A 15802-nucleotide genomic window follows, 5' to 3' on the forward strand; every position below is an offset into this window, starting at 1 on the left:
CGTGACCGGGACCCCGATCCTCAGCGTCGTCGTGCCGACCCGCAACCGCGCGGACATGCTGCGCTTGTCCCTGCCGCGCCTGTTCGCGCAGACGCTCGGTCCCCACGCCTATGAGGTGATCGTGGTCGACGATGCGTCGGACGACGACACCCAGGCCGTCCTGCGTGGCTTCGCCCGCGACAATCTGGTCGCCACCCGCCTCGCCGTCCACGGCGCGGCCGCCGCCGCGCGCAACCGCGCGCTCGAGCTGGCCCGCGGCGACACGCTCGTCTTCCTCGACGACGACTGCCTGGTCGAGCCGGATTTTCTGCAACGCCACGCCGCCGCCCAGGCGCGCTGGCCGGGTTCTGCCGTCACCGGTCCGATCGTGGAGGTCGTGGAGCCGCCGGCCGCGCCGGCGCCGCCGCGCGGCCGCTTCGCGGGCTGGCACCGCAATCCGTTTCCCACCGGCAACGTATCGGTGGCCCGGGCCGCGATCCTGGCCGCCGGCGGCTTCGACGAGGAGTTTACCGCCTATGGCTGGGAAGATCCCGAAATGTTCGAACGGCTGGCCTTGCGCGGCCTGAAGCGGCGGTATTGCGCGGCCGTGCCGGTGTTTCACTACAAGCCGGCCGTGACGCGGCGCGCCTTTTTCGACCGGATCCGGCTCGAGCGCGATCGCGGGGCGATGGGGGCGCTGTTTTATGCCAAGCATCCCCGGTTTTCCGTCGGCTGGCAGACCAAGCAGCTTGGCGCGATCCGGCTTCTCGATCGCCTGGTCAACCGACTCGCCGATCTCGACGGGCGGCTTGCCGCCGCCGCCGAGACGGGGCGCGAACCGGACTCGGCCTGGCTGCGGCTGCTCTTGGTCAACCATGCCGAGATCGACGCCGGCCGGCGCATGTGGGCACGGCTCGGGCCCGAAAAACGCGCCGCCTTGCGCGCGGCGGCCTTGCGGCGCACGGCGAACTAGTTAGTGAATAGGCGCGCAACCTTGGAAGGGAACGGCATGCGCACGGCGGAAATCGGATTGATCGGACTTGGCGTGATGGGCTCCAACCTGGCGCTCAACATCGCCGAGAAGGGCCACCGGATCGCGGTGTGGAACCGGACCACCGAAACCACGCACCGCTTCGTCGAGCAGGCCGGCGCGCTCGGCGCCATGATCGTGCCCTGCGACACGCTTGCCGAGCTGGCGGCCGCCATCCGGCCGCCGCGGCCGGTCATCCTGATGGTGCCGGCCGGCGCCGTCGTCGACGAGCAGGTCCACGCGCTCCGGCCGCTGCTGTCGGCCGACGACATCCTGATCGACGCCGGCAACGCCAATTTCCGCGACACGATGCGCCGCTTCGACGAACTCGACGGCAGCGGCATCGCCTTCATCGGCATGGGGGTCTCGGGCGGCGAGGACGGCGCGCGCAACGGTCCATCGATCATGGTCGGCGGCGCGCCGTCGTCCTGGCTGCGCGTCAAGGACGTGCTGGTCGCCATCGCCGCGCGCTACCGCGACGAGCCCTGCGTGGCCCATTTGGGGCCGGATGGCGCCGGTCATTTCGTCAAGACGATCCACAACGGCATCGAATATGCCGACATGCAGATGATCGCCGAGGTCTACGGCCTGCTGCGCGACGGTGCCGGCCTCGAGACCGGGGAGATGGCGCGGCTGTTCGAAACGTGGAATGGCGGCCGGCTGGAATCCTATCTGGTCGAGATCACCGCCAGCGTGCTGGCGGCCGGCGATTCCGAAACCGGCGCCCCGGTCGTCGATGTCATCCTCGACCGCGCCGGCCAGAAGGGCACCGGCCGCTGGGCGGCGATCGAGGCGCAGAACATGGCGGTGCCGGCCACCGCGATCGAGGCCGCCGTCGCCGCCCGCAGCCTGTCGGCGATGAAGGACGAACGCGTCGCCGCCGAAGCCCTTTACGGCGCGCCGGTCACGGCGTTTTCGAAAGCCGAAAAGCGCGCGGTGATCGACGATCTCGAAAGCGCCCTTTATGCCGGCAAGATCGCGGCTTACGCGCAGGGCTTCGCGGTGATGGAAGCCGCCTCGCGGGAATTCGCCTGGGGTCTGCCGCTGGCGACGGTGGCGCGTATCTGGCGGGCGGGCTGCATCATCCGCTCGCAGTTCCTCGACGACATCGCCCGCGCCTATGACGAGGAGGCGCCGGCCAACCTGCTGGCCGCCCCGCGCTTCGTGACGGCGATGCAGGACGCGCATCCGGCCCTGCGCCGCACGGTGACCAGGGCGGCCGCGGCCGGCATTCCCGTGCCGGCGCTTTCGGCCGCGCTGGCCTATTTCGACACCTACAGGACCGCGCGCGGCACGGCCAATCTGATCCAGGCCCAGCGCGACTATTTCGGCGCGCACGGGTTTGAGCGGATTGACGCCGGCGGCACCCATCACGGCCCCTGGTCGGGGTGACGACAACGGCGCGGCGCGCCCGCGCGGAAAGGAAAACCCCGATGGGATGGCAGCCGGCCGACAACCGCTACGAGCGCATGCACTACCGGCGTTGCGGCCGTTCCGGGCTGAAACTGCCGGCCGTCTCGCTCGGCCTGTGGCAAAATTTCGGCGACGACACCCCGCATGGGGTCAAGCGGGCCATCTGCCGCAAGGCGTTCGATCTCGGCATCACCCATTTCGATCTCGCCAACAATTACGGCCCGCCGCCCGGCGCGGCGGAAGCCGCCTTCGGCGCAATTCTGCGCAGCGATTTTTCCGGGTTCCGCGATCAGTTGATCGTGTCGACCAAGGCCGGTTACGACATGTGGCCGGGGCCCTATGGCGAATGGGGCAGCCGCAAATATCTGCTCGCCTCGCTCGACCAGAGCCTCAAGCGGCTCGGGCTCGACTATGTCGACATTTTCTACGCGCATCGCTTCGATCCCGACACGCCGCTGGAGGAGACGATGATGGCGCTCGACCGGGCGGTGCGCTCGGGCAAGGCGCTTTACGCCGGCATCTCCTCCTACAATGCGCGCCGCACGCGCGAGGCGGCCGCGATCCTGCGCGAGCTCGGCACGCCCTGCCTGATCCACCAGCCGAGCTATTCGATGATCAACCGCTGGGTCGAGGAGGACGGTCTGCTCGACACGCTCGACGAGCTCGGCATCGGGTCTATCGTGTTCTCGCCGCTGGCGCAGGGCATGCTGACGGCGAAATATCTTGGCGGCATCCCCGACGAAAGCCGGGCCGCGCGCGGCAAGTCGCTGCGGCCGTCCTTCCTCTCCGACGCGACGCTCGCCAACATTCGCGCGCTCAACGCCATCGCCGAACGGCGCGGCCAGACGCTGGCGCAAATGGCGTTGAGCTGGGTGCTGCGCGGCGGCCGCGTCACCTCGGCGCTGATCGGGGCCAGCCGGCCCGAGCAGGTCGAGGACTGCGTCGGCGCCCTGGAAAATCCCGATTTCACCGACGCCGAACTGGCCGAGATCGACCGCTACGCCCGGGACGCCAACGTCAATCTTTGGGCGGCGTCGGCCGAGCGCGAGGGGCCGGCGCGCAAATAGAGCGTTTCCAGGCGAAGTGGATACCGGTTCGCCGCTCGCAAACGCGTTAAGACAATAAGGTGGAACCGGCCCGCGATCCCGTGAATGGCAGGACGGCTCTAAAAGATCGCCGCCGGCAGCCAGGTGGCGATTGCCGGCATCAGCCAGATGATGGCCATGCCGACCAGTTGCAGCGCGATGAAGGGCGCGACGCCGGCATAGATGTGCCCGGTGGTGATCTCCGGCGGCGCCGCGCCGCGCAGGTAAAACAGCGAAAAGCCGAAGGGCGGCGTCAGGAACGACGTCTGCAGATTGATGGCGAGCAGGATTGCCAGCCACACCGGGTCGTGGCCCATCAGGATCAAGACCGGCACGATCAGCGGCAACAGGATGACGGTGATCTCGACGAAATCGAGGAAGAAGCCGAGCACGAACACCAGCGCCATGCAGAAGATCAGCGCCCCGGTCGGGCCGCCGGGCATGGCGGTGAGGATCTGTTCGATGCGCTCCTCGCCGCCGAGCCCGACGAAGACCAGCGAAAAGATGCTGGCCGTCAGAATGGTGGCGAAGATCATCGCGGTGACCGTCATGGTCGCGGTGAGCGCCGGCTTGAGCATGCCCGAACGCGCCATGTGGGCGAGCGAGGCCAGGATCGCGGCGACGCCGGCGAGCGCCAGGCCGGCATAGAGCACGCCCTGGATCCAGCCCACCAGCGTGACGTCGCTGCGTTGCAGGCGCACCGGCGCCAGCCCGGCCGCCACGGCCAGCAGCAGCAGCGCCGCCGCGCCGAGCAGGATCAGGCCCTTCGGCACGCCGTTCCGGTAGCCGGCCATCAGCACCGCGCCGACCGCGCCGACGGAGGCGGCCTCCGACGGGGTGGCGACGCCGCCGAGAATCGCGCCCAGCACGGCGACGATCAACAGGATCGGCGGGACGATCGCGCCGACGATGGCGCCGAGATCCGGGCGGGGGTCGGACGTATCGGCCGGCGGCGCGTCGGCGGGCACGAGGAAGGCGCGCGCCAGCACGTAGACGATATAGATGCCGACCAGCGTTAGGCCGGGCAGCAGCGCGGCGGCGAAGGTCTGGCCGACCGAGATCGTCTCGACCGTGAACTTGCCCTGTTCGAACTGCGCTTGCTGATAGGCGTTCGACATCACGTCGGACAGGATGATCAACAGCGTGGAGGGCGGGATGATCTGGCCGAGCGTGCCGGCGGTACAGACCACGCCGGAGGCGAGCCGCGGGTCGTAGCCGTTGCGGAGCATGGTCGGCAGCGCGATCATGCCCATGGCGATCACCGTCGCGCCGACGATGCCGGTCGAGGCGGCCAGCAGCGCGCCGACCAGCACGACCGAAACGCCGAGCCCGCCGCGCAGGCCGCCGAACAGCCGGCCCATGGTTTCCAGCAGTTCCTCCGCCACCCGGCTGCGCTCCAGCACCACGCCCATCAGCACGAACAGCGGGATGGCGATCAGCACGTCGTTGGTGAGCACGCCGAAGACGCGCTGGCCGAGCGCGCCGAGCAGCGCGATATCCATCATGCCGGCGGCCCAGCCCAGGAAGGCGAACACGGTCGCCACCCCGGCGATCGAAAACGAGACCGGGAAGCCGAGCAGGATGCAGCCGATCAGGCCGGCGAACATCAACAAATCGAGCGGCATCATGCGGCCGTCTCGCGCAGGCGCACAACGTCGCGCAGCAGGCAGGCGACGGATTGGACGATGAGCAGCACGCAGAAGCCCGGAATCAGCGATTTCAGCAGGAAGGAGGCCGGGATGCCGCCGACCGAGATCGGGCCTTCCAGGATCGACCAGGAATTGCGCACCGACGGCCACGACCAGACAAGGAGCACCGTCATCGACGGGATCAGCAGGGCGAGATGGCCGAATAGGTCGATCGCCGATTGCCGCCGCCGGCCGGCCTTGGCGTAGAAGATGTCGACGCGCACGTGACCGTCGACCAGAAGCGTGTAGCCGGCGCCGAGCATGAACAGCGTCGCGTGCAGGTAAAGCACGCTTTCGTTGAGCGCGATGAAGCTGATGCCGAAGACGTAACGCAAAAGCACGATCCCGAACTGCACCAGCACCATCAGGATCGCGCACCAGCGCACCAGATTGCCGACATTCCGGTTCACGCCGTCGAGCCAGTCGGCAAGCGCGGTCATGCTGCCCCCCTTGTCTGAAAAGGTCCGCCGGCGGTGTGGCGCCGGCGGAGCCCGGTCAGTATGTGTAGTCGAGCGCGCGGGCGTTCATCTGCCCGTTATCGGCATAGACCATATAGTCGGCCACCGAACTGCGATAGGCCAGGAAGCTCTCGACGATGCGCTTGACCAGCTCGTCGTCGTCCTCGCGCAGATCGGCGATCACCTCGCCGGCGGCGTTGCCCAGCGCCACGAGAACCTCTTCGGGCAGCTTCTTGACCTGCACGCCCTCCTCGGCGACCAGCTTCTGCAGGGCCAGCGCGTGCTTGGTGGTGTATTCGGTCCACACCGGATTGTAGAGGCTCTCGCAGGCAAGCGCGACGGCGGCCTTGAGATCGTCGGGCAGGTCCTCGAAGACCTTGGCGTTGACCACGCACTCCTCCGCCGAGGACGGCTCGCCGACGCCCGGCCAGTAATAGTTCTTGGCGACCTGATGGAAGCCGAGCGCGCTGTCCGACCACGGGCCGATGAATTCGCCGGCGTCGAGCGCGCCCGATTGCAGCGCCTGGAACATGTCGCGTCCGCCCATCGCCTGCACCGCCATGCCGATCTTGGCGCACATTTCCGAGGCCAGGCCGGTGGTGCGGAACCGCAGGCCCTTGAGGTCGTCGACCGAGTTGATCTCGCCGCGGAACCAGCCTTGCCATTGCGGGCCGGAATTGCCGCACAGGAACGGCTTCAGTCCGAACCGGGCATAGATCTCGTCGTAGAGCGCCTGACCGCCGCCATGGGCGAGCCAGCCGAACTGCTCGTCGGCCCTCAGGCCGAACGGCTGCGAGCCGAACAACAGGATGCCCTTGGACTTCGATCCCCAGTAGGAGGGAACCGCATGGTAGAGTTCGGCCGTGCCTTCCGAGACCGCGTCGAAGACGCCGTTGCCCGGCACCAGCTCGCCGGCGGCGTAGAGCTTGACCTCGATGCGCCCGCCCGACAGCGTGGTGATGCGGTCGGCCAGCATCTGCGCGGCCACGCCCGGCCCGGGCAGGTTCTTCGGCCAGGCGGTGACCATCTTCCATTCGCGCTTGTCCTGCGCGATGGCCGGGGTGGCCAAAGCCGCGCCGGCCGCCACGCCGCCAAGCGCGGTTTTTGTCAAAAACTCTCTGCGTTTCATCTTTTTTCTCCCTCTTTTTCGACTGAATTTCCCAGATTCCGTCCGCAATCCGAGCTTTTTCATGCATTTTTGCGACCGTGAACGGCGCTAATTCCCAAGAATCGCCGGCAGTCTCAGGCCCTTTTCCCGCGCCCAGTCGAGCGCGATGTCGTAGCCGGCATCGGCATGGCGCATGACCCCGGTCGCCGGGTCGTTCCACAAGACGCGCTCCAGCCGGCGCGCCGCCGCCGCGCTGCCGTCGGCGCAGATCACCATGCCGGCATGCTGCGAAAAGCCCATGCCGACGCCGCCGCCGTGATGCAGCGACACCCAGGTCGCGCCCGAGGCGCAGTTCAAAAGCGCGTTGAGCAGCGGCCAGTCGGACACCGCGTCCGAACCGTCCTTCATCGCCTCGGTCTCGCGGTTGGGCGAGGCGACCGAGCCCGAATCGAGATGGTCGCGGCCGATCACCACCGGCGCCTTCAATTCGCCCTTGGCGACCATCTCGTTGAAGGCGAGGCCGAGCCGATGGCGGTCGCCGAGCCCGACCCAGCAGATGCGCGCCGGCAGGCCCTGGAAGGCGATGCGGTCGCGCGCCATATCGAGCCAGCGATGCAGCGGCTCGTTGTCGGGCAGGAGTTCCTTCACCTTTTCGTCGGTGCGGTAGATGTCTTGTGGGTCGCCCGAGAGCGCGGCCCAGCGGAACGGGCCGACGCCGCGGCAAAACAAAGGCCTGATATAGGCCGGCACGAAGCCGGGAAAGGCGAAGGCGTTTTCAAACCCTTCTTCCAGCGCCACCTGACGGATATTGTTGCCGTAGTCGAGCGTGGGCACGCCCTGGTTCCAGAAGGCGACCATCGCCTCGACATGCTCGCGCATCGAGGCGCGGGCGGCCTTTTCCACCGCTTGCGGGTCGCTTTCGCGCTTGGCGCGCCACTCGGCCAGCGACCAGCCTTTCGGCAAATAGCCGTTGATCGGATCGTGCGCCGAGGTCTGGTCGGTGACCATGTCCGGCCGCACGCCGCGCCGTACCAGTTCCGGCACGATCTCGGCGGCGTTGCCGAGCAGCCCGACCGATTTGGCCTCGCCGGCCCGGGTCCAGCGGTCGATCATCGCCAGCGCCTCGTCGAGCGAGGTCGCCTTTTCGTCGACATAACGGGTGCGGATGCGGAAATCGATGCGGCTCTCGTCGCATTCGACCGCCAGGCAGCAGGCGCCGGCCATCACCGCCGCCAGCGGCTGGGCGCCGCCCATGCCGCCGAGGCCGGCGGTCAGGATCCACTTGCCCGTCAGATTGCCGTCATAATGCTGGCGCCCGGCCTCCACGAAGGTCTCGTAGGTGCCCTGCACGATGCCCTGCGAGCCGATATAGATCCAGGACCCGGCCGTCATCTGGCCGTACATCATCAGTCCCTTGCGATCGAGCTCGTTGAAATGGCTCCAGTCGGCCCAGTGCGGGACGAGGTTGGAATTGGCGATCAGCACCCGCGGCGCGTCGGCATGGGTGCGGAAGACGCCGACCGGCTTGCCCGACTGCACGAGCAGGGTCTCGTCGTCGGCGAGCGTCTTCAAGGTGGCCGCGATGCGATCGAAATCATCCCAGGTGCGCGCGGCGCGGCCGATGCCGCCATAGACGACCAGCTCGTTGGGGTTCTCGGCCACGTCCGGGTCGAGATTGTTCATCAGCATCCTGAGCGGCGCTTCCGTCTGCCAGCTCAGGGCGTTGAGTTCGGAGCCGCGCGGGCTGCGCACGTCGCGAATATTATGGCGGGGATTGCTCATGGCCGGTCTCCGGGCGTCAGGGACGACGCGATCGCCTCGATGCGCGTCAGGATTTTTGCGAGATGGGCCCGCAGCCGCTCGGCCTTTTGGGGAGCATAGTCGAAGGGCGGGTCTTCCGAGGCCAGGTGCGAGGCCTGCGTCAGTTCCATCTGGATCGCGTGCACCTTGTCGGCGGGCTTTCCGTAGTGACGTGTCGTCCAGCCGCCGCGGAAGCGGCCGTTGACGACGTGGCTGTAGCCGTCGGCGGCCGCGCAGAGATCGGCGACGGCGGTTTCGAACGCGGGCGCGCAGGTTCGGCCGTTATCGGTGCCGATGTTGAAGTCGGGCAGGCGGCCCTCGAACAGGAACGGGCAGACCGAGCGGATCGAGTGGCAGTCATAAAGCACCGCGACGCCGTGCAGCGTCCTGACGCGGGCGATCTCGGCCGAAAGCGCGGCGTGATAGGGCCGGTGAAAGCCGTCGAGCCTTTCGGCCACGTCCGCGTCGGTCGGCGCCGCGCCGTCGCGCCAGATCGGCCGGTCGTCGAAATCGGTTACCGGCACCAGCCCGGTCGTGTTCTGGCCGGGATAGAGGCTTTTGCCGGACGGGTCGCGATTGGCGTCGATGACGTAGCGGTGGAAGGTCGCGCGCACGGTGGTGACGCCGGGCAGGAGGCCGTCATAGAGCCGGTCGACATGCCAGTCGGTGTCGGTCAGAAGCCTGCCTTGTGCGTTCAGCCGCTCGAAAATTTCGGCCGGCAGAAAAGTGCCCGTATGCGGCAGGCCGAGAATGACGGGCGAGGTGCCCTGGCGCACGTCGACCGGGGTCATGGGGCCGGCTCCAGCTTTGGCAGGATGCCGGCGCTGACGCTGGCGTTGAGCGCGCCGGAACGCACCAGCCCGCTCGCCGCCTCCAGATCGTCGGCCATGAAGCGGTCGACCTCCAGCGTCGGCACGACGCCGCGGATCGTTTCCAGGGCGCGCATCAGTTCCGGGCCGGTCTTCAGCGGCGCGCGCAACTCGACGCCCTGGGCCGCCGTCACCGCCTCGATGCCGACGATGCCGGCCAGGTTGTCGCTCATGGCGAGCAGGCGCCGCGCACCGTGGCAGGCCATGGAGACGTGGTCTTCCTGATTGGCCGAGGTCGGCGTCGAATCGACCGAGGCCGGATGCGCCATCTGCTTGTTTTCCGACATCAGCGCCGCGGACGTCACCTCGGCGATCATCAGGCCCGAGTTGAGCCCCGGTTTCTTCGCCAGGAAGGTCGGCAGGCCGAAGGACAGCGCCGGATCGACCAGCAGCGCGATGCGGCGCTGGGCGATCGCGCCGATCTCGCAAATCGCGAGCGCGATCTGGTCGGCGGCGAAGGCCACCGGCTCGGCGTGGAAATTCCCGCCCGAGACGACGTCGTCCGACAGCACCAGCGGGTTGTCGGTGACGGCGTTGGCCTCGATCTCCAGCGTCCGCGCCGCCATGCGCAGCAGGTCGAGACAGGCGCCGTCGACTTGCGGCTGGCAGCGGATGCAATAGGGGTCCTGCACGCGCTGGTCGCCCTCGATATGGCTGTCGCGGATCTCCGACCCGGCCAGCAGGGCGCGCAGCGCGGCGGCGGTGTCGATCTGGCCCCGATGGCCGCGCAGGGTGTGGATTTCCGGGTGAAACGGCGCGGTCGAGCCCATGGCGGCGTCCGTCGACAGCGCGCCGGTGATCAGCGCCGCGCGCGCGGCCCTGTGCGCGCGGAACAGGCCGGCGAGCGCCAGCGCGGTCGACACCTGGGTGCCGTTGATCAGCGCCAGCCCTTCCTTGGCCGCGAGCACGATCGGTTCGAGCTCCGCCTTGTCGAGCGCGTCGGCGGCCGGCATGCGCTGGCCCTCGAACACCGCCTCGCCCTCGCCGATCATCGCCGCCGTCATATGGGCGAGCGGCGCCAGGTCGCCCGACGCGCCGACCGAGCCCTTTTCCGGAATCACCGGCAGGACGTCGCGCGCCAGCATCGCCTCGATCAGCGCCACGGTTTCCGGCCGCACGCCCGACGCGCCGCGCCCGAGCGAGATCAGTTTCAATGCCATCACCAGCCGAACGATATCGCCGGCGAGCGGCGCGCCGACGCCGCAGCAATGCGACAGGATCAGATTGCGCTGCAGCGTCGCCACGTCGTCCGCAGGAATGCGCACGCTGGCGAGCTTGCCGAAGCCGGTATTGATGCCGTAGACGGCCGCGTCGCCGCCGACGATGGCGGCGATGCGCGCGGCGGCGCCAGCGATGGCGGGGCGGAACCGATCGTCGAGCATGACGGCATCGTTGCCGCGGTAGACGGTTTCCAGCGTTGCGAGCGGTACGGCGCCGGGATGCAGCATGATCATCGTCAGTCCTTCGCCTCCACGATGCGGCGGTAAAGCGGATTGTCGCCGATTCGATAGGCGAGCTCGGCCGGGTGCTCGACGTCCCAGATCGCCAGTTCGGCCCGCTTGCCGGGCGCGATCGTGCCGATCTCGCCGTCGAGCCCGAGTGCCAGCGCGGCCTCGCGCGTCGCGCCGGCAAGCGCCTCTTCCGGCGTCAGGCGAAACAAGGTGCAGGCCATGTTGATCGCCAGCAGCAGCGAGGTCATCGGCGAGGAGCCCGGGTTGCAGTCGGTGGCGACCGCGATCGGCACCCCGGCCGCGCGCAGCGCCTCGACCGGCGGCCGTTGCGTTTCGCGCAGGAAATAAAACGCGCCCGGCAAAAGCACGGCGACGCTGCCGGCTTTCGCCATCGCGGCGATGCCGTCGGCGGAAAGATATTCGAGATGGTCGGCCGACAGCGCGCCATAGGACGCCGCCAGGCCGGTCCCGCCCAGGTCCGACAATTGCTCGGCGTGCAGCTTGACCGGCAGGCCGAGCGCCTTGGCGCTGTCGAAGACGCGCGCGATCTGGGCCGGCGAAAAGGCGATGCCCTCGCAGAACCCGTCGACCGCGTCGGCCAGCCCCTCGGCCCGCGCCGCCTCCAGGCCCGGGATCGCGACCTCGTCGATATAGGCGTCGGCGCGGTCCTTGTATTCGGGCGGCACGGCATGCGCGCCGAGATAGCTGGTGCGCACGCGCACCGGCCGCAGTCTTTCGAGCCGGCGCGCCGCGCGCAGCATTTTCAGCTCGTCGGCGACGGTCAGGCCGTAACCCGACTTGACCTCGACGGTCGCCACGCCTTCGCCGATCAGCCGGTCGAGCCGCGGCAACGCTGCTTCGACCAGCGCGTCTTCGCTGAGCGCGCGCGTGGCCGAGACGGTGGAGACGATGCCGCCGCCGGCGCGCGCGATCTCCTCGTAGCTCGCCCCTTCCAGCCGCAGCTCGAATTCGCGGGCGCGATTGCCGCCGAAAACCAGATGGGTGTGGCAGTCGACCAGGGCCGGGGTCGCCAGCCGCCCGCCAAAGCTCTGCGACGGGGCGTCGGCCCAGCCGGCGGGCTGGGCGTCGGCCGGGGCCACCCAGGCGATGCGCCCGGCCTCGACGCCGATCGCGCCGCGCTCGATCAGCCCGTAGGGAACACCGTCCGCCTCAAGCGTGGCGATACGCAGGTCGGCAAGGATCTTGCGCGTCATCGATGGGTCGATTTCCGGTTTTCAAATTCAAGAATAACGCTATTATGTCTAGACATAATGAGTCAATTGGAAAGAGTGCGATGTCGTCGATTTTTGCGCGCGAAGCGCTGACCCGGGCCGGATGGCAGGCGAATGTCCTGGTCGAGATCGACGCCGACGGCCGCATCGCGGCCGTGCGCGCCGACGCGACGCCGGCGGCAGACAGCCACAATGTGGCCGTGCTCCTGCCGGCGCCGTCCAACCTGCACAGCCATACCTTCCAGCGCGCCATGGCGGGGCTGGCGGAGGCGCGCGGGCCGGCCGCGCGCGACAGCTTCTGGACCTGGCGCGAGATCATGTATCGCTTTCTCGACGTGCTTGAGCCCGACGAGATCGAGGCCGTTGCCGCGCTCGCCTTCATGGAGATGCAGGAGGCCGGCTTCGCCGCCGTGGCGGAGTTCCATTATCTGCACCACCAGCCCGGCGGCGCCGCCTATGCCGATCCCGGCGAGCTTGGCGCCCGCATCGCCGCCGCCGCGGCCGAAACCGGCATCGGGCTCACTTTGCTGCCGGTGCACTACGCCCAGGGCGGCGTCGACGGGCGGCCGCTTGCGGGCGGCCAGTTGCGGTTCGGCAACGATCTCGACCGGTATCTGGAGCTGGTTGCGCGCGCCGAAGCGACGATCAAGGCGCTGCCCGGCGATGCCGGTTGGGGATATGCGCCGCACTCGCTGCGCGCCGTCGGCGCCGCCGACCTCGAACGGCTGGCGGGAATCCGCGGCGACCGCCCGTTCCACATGCATATCGCCGAGCAGGAACAGGAAATCGACGAAATGCTGGCGGTTCATGGCGCGCGGCCGGTCGAATGGCTGCTCGACACGGTCGCGGTCGACCGGCGCTGGTGCCTGATCCATTGTACGCACATGAGCGAAAAGGAGACGGCCGGGCTCGCCGCCGCCGAGGCGACGGCGGGATTGTGCCCGGTCACCGAGGGCAATCTCGGCGACGGTATTTTCGACGGCGCGCGCTTTCGTGCCGCCGGCGGCGTGTTCGGCATCGGTTCCGATTCCAACATCCGCATCGGCGTCGCCGGGGAGTTGCGCCAGCTCGAATATTCGCAGCGGCTGCGCGACCGGCTGCGCGTCGTGCTGGCCGACGCCGGAGAATCGAGCGGCCGGGTGCTCTACCGGACCGCGCTGAAGGGCGGCGCGCGCGCGCTCGGCCGCGACAGCGGCGCGCTCGCGCCGGGGGGGTGGGCCGACCTGGTCGCGCTCGATCCGGCCCGTTCCGCGCTCTACGGTCTCGCCGGCGACCGCCTGCTCGACGGCTGGATCTTCGCCGGCGGCAACGAGACCGTCACCGATCTGTGGTCGGCAGGCCGCCACGCGGTTCGCGACGGACGGCATCGCGGCCGCGACGCGATCGTGCGGCGCTATGCAAGCTGCATGGAATCGGTCATGGCACGGTTATGACGACCGATCGGCGCACCACCTTCCGCGACATCAAATCCGAGCTGGAACGCCGGATCGCGCGCCGGCAATGGCCGCCCGGCGCCACGATCCCCGGCGAGGAGGCGCTGGCGGCCGAGTTCGGCGTCGCCCGCGCCACCGTCAACCGCGCGGTGCAGGAACTCGCCCGGTCCGGCCTCGTCGAGCGCAAGCGCAAATCCGGCACGCGGGTCGCGCTTTATCCGGTGCGCGAGGCGCGGCTTTCGATCCCGCTGGTGCGCAAGGAGATCGAGGCCAAGGGCGCCGTCTACGCCTATTCGCGGCTGAGCCGCGCCGTCGTCGCCGCCCCCGATTTCCTGCGCGCGCGGCTCGCCCTGCCGGCTTCGGCCAAAGTGCTGCATCTGCGCTGCCTGCATCTGGCCGACCGGGCGCCGTTCCAGTTCGAGGAGCGCTGGATCAATCTCGATGCGGTGCCGGAAGCCCGCCACGAGGCTTTCGAAGAGATCGGGCCGAACGAATGGCTGGTCGAAAACGCGCCGTTCTCGCGCGCCGAGTTCGCCTTTCGCGCCGCGCGCGCCGGCCGCGACGAGGCCGCGCTGCTGCAGGTGGTCGAGGGCGAAGCCGTGTTCGTGGCCGAGCGCATGACCTGGCTTGCCGACAAGCCGATCACCTTCGTGCGCATGGTCCACCCGCCCGGCCACCGCATGGTGACGGAAATCTGAGCCTCTCGGCCTCGCCCCGCAGGGCTGTCGCCGGGCCGCTGCGGCTCGAAACCGGGGCCGCCGGTTTCGGCGTCGTGCCGGCGCCGCGCTTGCGCCAGATCAAGGCGCCGCCGCGGCAACCGGGCCAAGGGGGGACGAGCCCCCGCGGCACGCGGGGCTGGACCGTCTGCATTGAAATATGCAAATCTTTGAATGGAACGTTTTGCCGCGTCTTCGAGGGAAGACAAAAACCGTCCGGCAGGTTAGAAAAGTTCCAAGGAGAACACGGATGGACTTCGAAGCCTTTTTTGCCACGAAGCTCGACGGCCTTCGCGACGAGGGCCGCTATCGCGTTTTCGCGGAACTGGAGCGGCATGCGGGCTCGTTTCCGCGCGCGACGCGCTTTGTCGGCGACGAAACCCGCGAGGTCACCGTATGGTGCTCGAACGACTATCTCGGCATGGGCCAGCACCCCAAGGTGATCGCGGCCATGCACGAGGCGCTCGATCGCTGCGGCGCCGGCGCCGGCGGCACGCGCAACATTTCCGGCACCAATCACTACCACGTGTTGCTGGAGCGCGAGCTGGCCGATCTGCACGGCAAGGAATCGGCGCTGATCTTCACCTCCGGCTATGTCTCCAACTGGACGACGCTGTCGACGCTGGGCGCCAACATTCCCGGCTGCGTGATCGTGTCGGACGAGGGCAACCACGCCTCGATGATCGAGGGCATTCGTCATTCCCGGGCCGAAAAGCGCGTCTGGAAGCACAATGACGTGCGCGATCTCGACCGCATCCTGTCGGAATACGGGCCCGACCGGCCGAAGATCGTCGCCTTCGAGAGCGTCTATTCGATGGACGGCGACATCGCGCCGATCCGCGAAATCCTCGACGTCGCCGAAAAGCACGGCGCCATGACCTATCTCGACGAGGTGCACGCGGTCGGCCTCTACGGCCCGCGCGGCGGCGGCGTTGCCGAGCGCGAGGGGCTGATGGACCGCCTCACCATCATCGAAGGCACGCTCGGCAAGGCGTTTGGCGTCGTCGGCGGCTACATCACCGGTTCGACGGCGCTGTGCGACTTCGTGCGCTCCTTCGCCTCCGGCTTCATCTTCACCACCGCCCTGCCGCCGCACGTGGCCGCCGGCGCGCTGACCTCGATTCGCCATTTGAAGTCGAGCCAGCTCGAGCGCGCCCGTCATCAGGACCGCGTGGCCAAGGTGCGCGCCCGCCTGGAGGCGATCGGCATCCCGACCATGCCCAATCCGAGCCATATCGTGCCGGTGATGGTGGGCGATGCCGCCAAGTGCAAGTGGATCTCGGACCTGTTGCTCGACAATCACGGCATCTACGTCCAGCCGATCAACTACCCGACCGTGCCGCGCAAGACCGAGCGGCTGCGCATCACGCCGTCGCCGCTGCATACCGACGCCGACATCGATCATCTGGTGCAGGCGCTCTCGGAACTGTGGTCGCAATGCGCGCTGGCCCGCGCCGTGGCCTGACGCCGCGGCGCCCGTTCCCGACCGCCCCGCGAGACCGTCCAGGCCCGGGCGTCTTCAGCGAAGGGTGACGCTCCT

13 protein-coding genes are annotated in these 15802 nt (G+C 68.6%); 6 read left to right on the top strand and 7 right to left on the bottom strand.

Annotated features, from left to right (window positions below):
- Window position 1 precedes the first annotated feature (1 nt).
- Genes EP380_RS17810 through mgrA form a run of 3 tightly spaced genes read left to right on the top strand, consistent with a single transcriptional unit; the run spans window position 2 to window position 3489 of the window.
- Window positions 2–952: a glycosyltransferase family 2 protein gene (locus EP380_RS17810; protein ID WP_164749908.1), complete on the top strand. Its 951-nt coding sequence runs from the start codon at window positions 2–4 to the stop codon at window positions 950–952.
- Window positions 953–988: 36 nt separating this feature from the next.
- Window positions 989–2401, top strand: coding sequence for an NADP-dependent phosphogluconate dehydrogenase (gndA, locus tag EP380_RS17815; protein WP_106573009.1), 1413 nt, complete (start codon window positions 989–991; stop codon window positions 2399–2401).
- A 41-nt stretch (window positions 2402–2442) separates the two neighbouring features.
- Window positions 2443–3489 carry an L-glyceraldehyde 3-phosphate reductase gene (gene mgrA / locus EP380_RS17820; protein WP_127599757.1) on the top strand — a complete coding sequence of 349 codons (1047 nt, stop codon included), beginning with the start codon at window positions 2443–2445 and terminating at the stop codon, window positions 3487–3489.
- A gap of 98 nt (window positions 3490–3587) precedes the next feature.
- Here the strand turns inward: mgrA and EP380_RS17825 are convergent, their stop codons facing one another.
- From EP380_RS17825 to hutI, 7 genes are all read right to left on the bottom strand, one after another.
- The gene (locus EP380_RS17825; RefSeq protein ID WP_127599759.1) at window positions 3588–5135 is read right to left on the bottom strand and encodes a TRAP transporter large permease; all 1548 of its coding nucleotides are present in this window, start codon (window positions 5133–5135) and stop codon (window positions 3588–3590) included.
- Complete coding sequence (locus EP380_RS17830) at window positions 5132–5635, bottom strand: TRAP transporter small permease subunit (RefSeq protein ID WP_127599761.1); 504 nt, start codon at window positions 5633–5635, stop codon at window positions 5132–5134. Before EP380_RS17830 ends, EP380_RS17825 begins: the two co-directional genes overlap by 4 nt.
- Window positions 5636–5690: 55 nt before the next feature.
- Window positions 5691–6782, bottom strand: coding sequence for a TRAP transporter substrate-binding protein (locus EP380_RS17835; RefSeq protein ID WP_106573005.1), 1092 nt, complete (start codon window positions 6780–6782; stop codon window positions 5691–5693).
- An 87-nt stretch (window positions 6783–6869) separates the two neighbouring features.
- Window positions 6870–8543, bottom strand: a complete 1674-nt coding sequence (gene hutU / locus EP380_RS17840; RefSeq protein ID WP_127599763.1) for a urocanate hydratase — start codon at window positions 8541–8543, stop codon at window positions 6870–6872.
- Entirely contained in the window at window positions 8540–9352 is an 813-nt protein-coding gene (hutG, locus tag EP380_RS17845) for an N-formylglutamate deformylase (protein ID WP_127599765.1), read from the bottom strand. Before hutG ends, hutU begins: the two co-directional genes overlap by 4 nt.
- Window positions 9349–10884 (bottom strand): histidine ammonia-lyase, encoded by a 1536-nt coding sequence (hutH, locus tag EP380_RS17850; protein WP_127599767.1) that lies wholly within the window; start codon window positions 10882–10884, stop codon window positions 9349–9351. Before hutH ends, hutG begins: the two co-directional genes overlap by 4 nt.
- A 2-nt stretch (window positions 10885–10886) precedes the next feature.
- The gene (hutI, locus tag EP380_RS17855; protein ID WP_127599769.1) at window positions 10887–12095 is read right to left on the bottom strand and encodes an imidazolonepropionase; all 1209 of its coding nucleotides are present in this window, start codon (window positions 12093–12095) and stop codon (window positions 10887–10889) included.
- Between the two features lie 80 nt (window positions 12096–12175).
- Here hutI and EP380_RS17860 point away from each other — a divergent pair, with 80 nt between their 5' ends.
- From EP380_RS17860 to hemA, 3 genes are all read left to right on the top strand, one after another.
- Window positions 12176–13546 (top strand): formimidoylglutamate deiminase, encoded by a 1371-nt coding sequence (locus tag EP380_RS17860; protein WP_127599771.1) that lies wholly within the window; start codon window positions 12176–12178, stop codon window positions 13544–13546.
- Window positions 13543–14244, top strand: coding sequence for a GntR family transcriptional regulator (locus tag EP380_RS17865; RefSeq protein ID WP_106572999.1), 702 nt, complete (start codon window positions 13543–13545; stop codon window positions 14242–14244). The genes EP380_RS17860 and EP380_RS17865 overlap by 4 nt, the downstream gene beginning before the upstream one ends.
- 268 nt (window positions 14245–14512) lie before the next feature.
- Window positions 14513–15727, top strand: a complete 1215-nt coding sequence (gene hemA / locus EP380_RS17870; protein ID WP_106572998.1) for a 5-aminolevulinate synthase — start codon at window positions 14513–14515, stop codon at window positions 15725–15727.
- Window positions 15728–15802: the final 75 nt, after the last annotated feature.

Origin of the sequence: Nitratireductor alexandrii (assembly GCF_004000215.1) — a bacterium.
GTDB lineage: Bacteria > Pseudomonadota > Alphaproteobacteria > Rhizobiales > Rhizobiaceae > Mangrovimarina > Mangrovimarina alexandrii.

Coding starts and splice junctions, on each gene's coding strand:
- hutH (WP_127599767.1), bottom strand. CDS start 10,884: ATGATCATGCTGCATCCCGGCGCCGTACCGCTCGCAACGCTGGAAACC.
- EP380_RS17860 (WP_127599771.1), top strand. CDS start 12,176: ATGTCGTCGATTTTTGCGCGCGAAGCGCTGACCCGGGCCGGATGGCAG.
- hutU (WP_127599763.1), bottom strand. CDS start 8,543: ATGAGCAATCCCCGCCATAATATTCGCGACGTGCGCAGCCCGCGCGGC.
- EP380_RS17825 (WP_127599759.1), bottom strand. CDS start 5,135: ATGATGCCGCTCGATTTGTTGATGTTCGCCGGCCTGATCGGCTGCATC.
- hutI (WP_127599769.1), bottom strand. CDS start 12,095: ATGACGCGCAAGATCCTTGCCGACCTGCGTATCGCCACGCTTGAGGCG.
- hemA (WP_106572998.1), top strand. CDS start 14,513: ATGGACTTCGAAGCCTTTTTTGCCACGAAGCTCGACGGCCTTCGCGAC.
- hutG (WP_127599765.1), bottom strand. CDS start 9,352: ATGACCCCGGTCGACGTGCGCCAGGGCACCTCGCCCGTCATTCTCGGC.
- EP380_RS17835 (WP_106573005.1), bottom strand. CDS start 6,782: ATGAAACGCAGAGAGTTTTTGACAAAAACCGCGCTTGGCGGCGTGGCG.
- gndA (WP_106573009.1), top strand. CDS start 989: ATGCGCACGGCGGAAATCGGATTGATCGGACTTGGCGTGATGGGCTCC.
- EP380_RS17830 (WP_127599761.1), bottom strand. CDS start 5,635: ATGACCGCGCTTGCCGACTGGCTCGACGGCGTGAACCGGAATGTCGGC.
- mgrA (WP_127599757.1), top strand. CDS start 2,443: ATGGGATGGCAGCCGGCCGACAACCGCTACGAGCGCATGCACTACCGG.
- EP380_RS17865 (WP_106572999.1), top strand. CDS start 13,543: ATGACGACCGATCGGCGCACCACCTTCCGCGACATCAAATCCGAGCTG.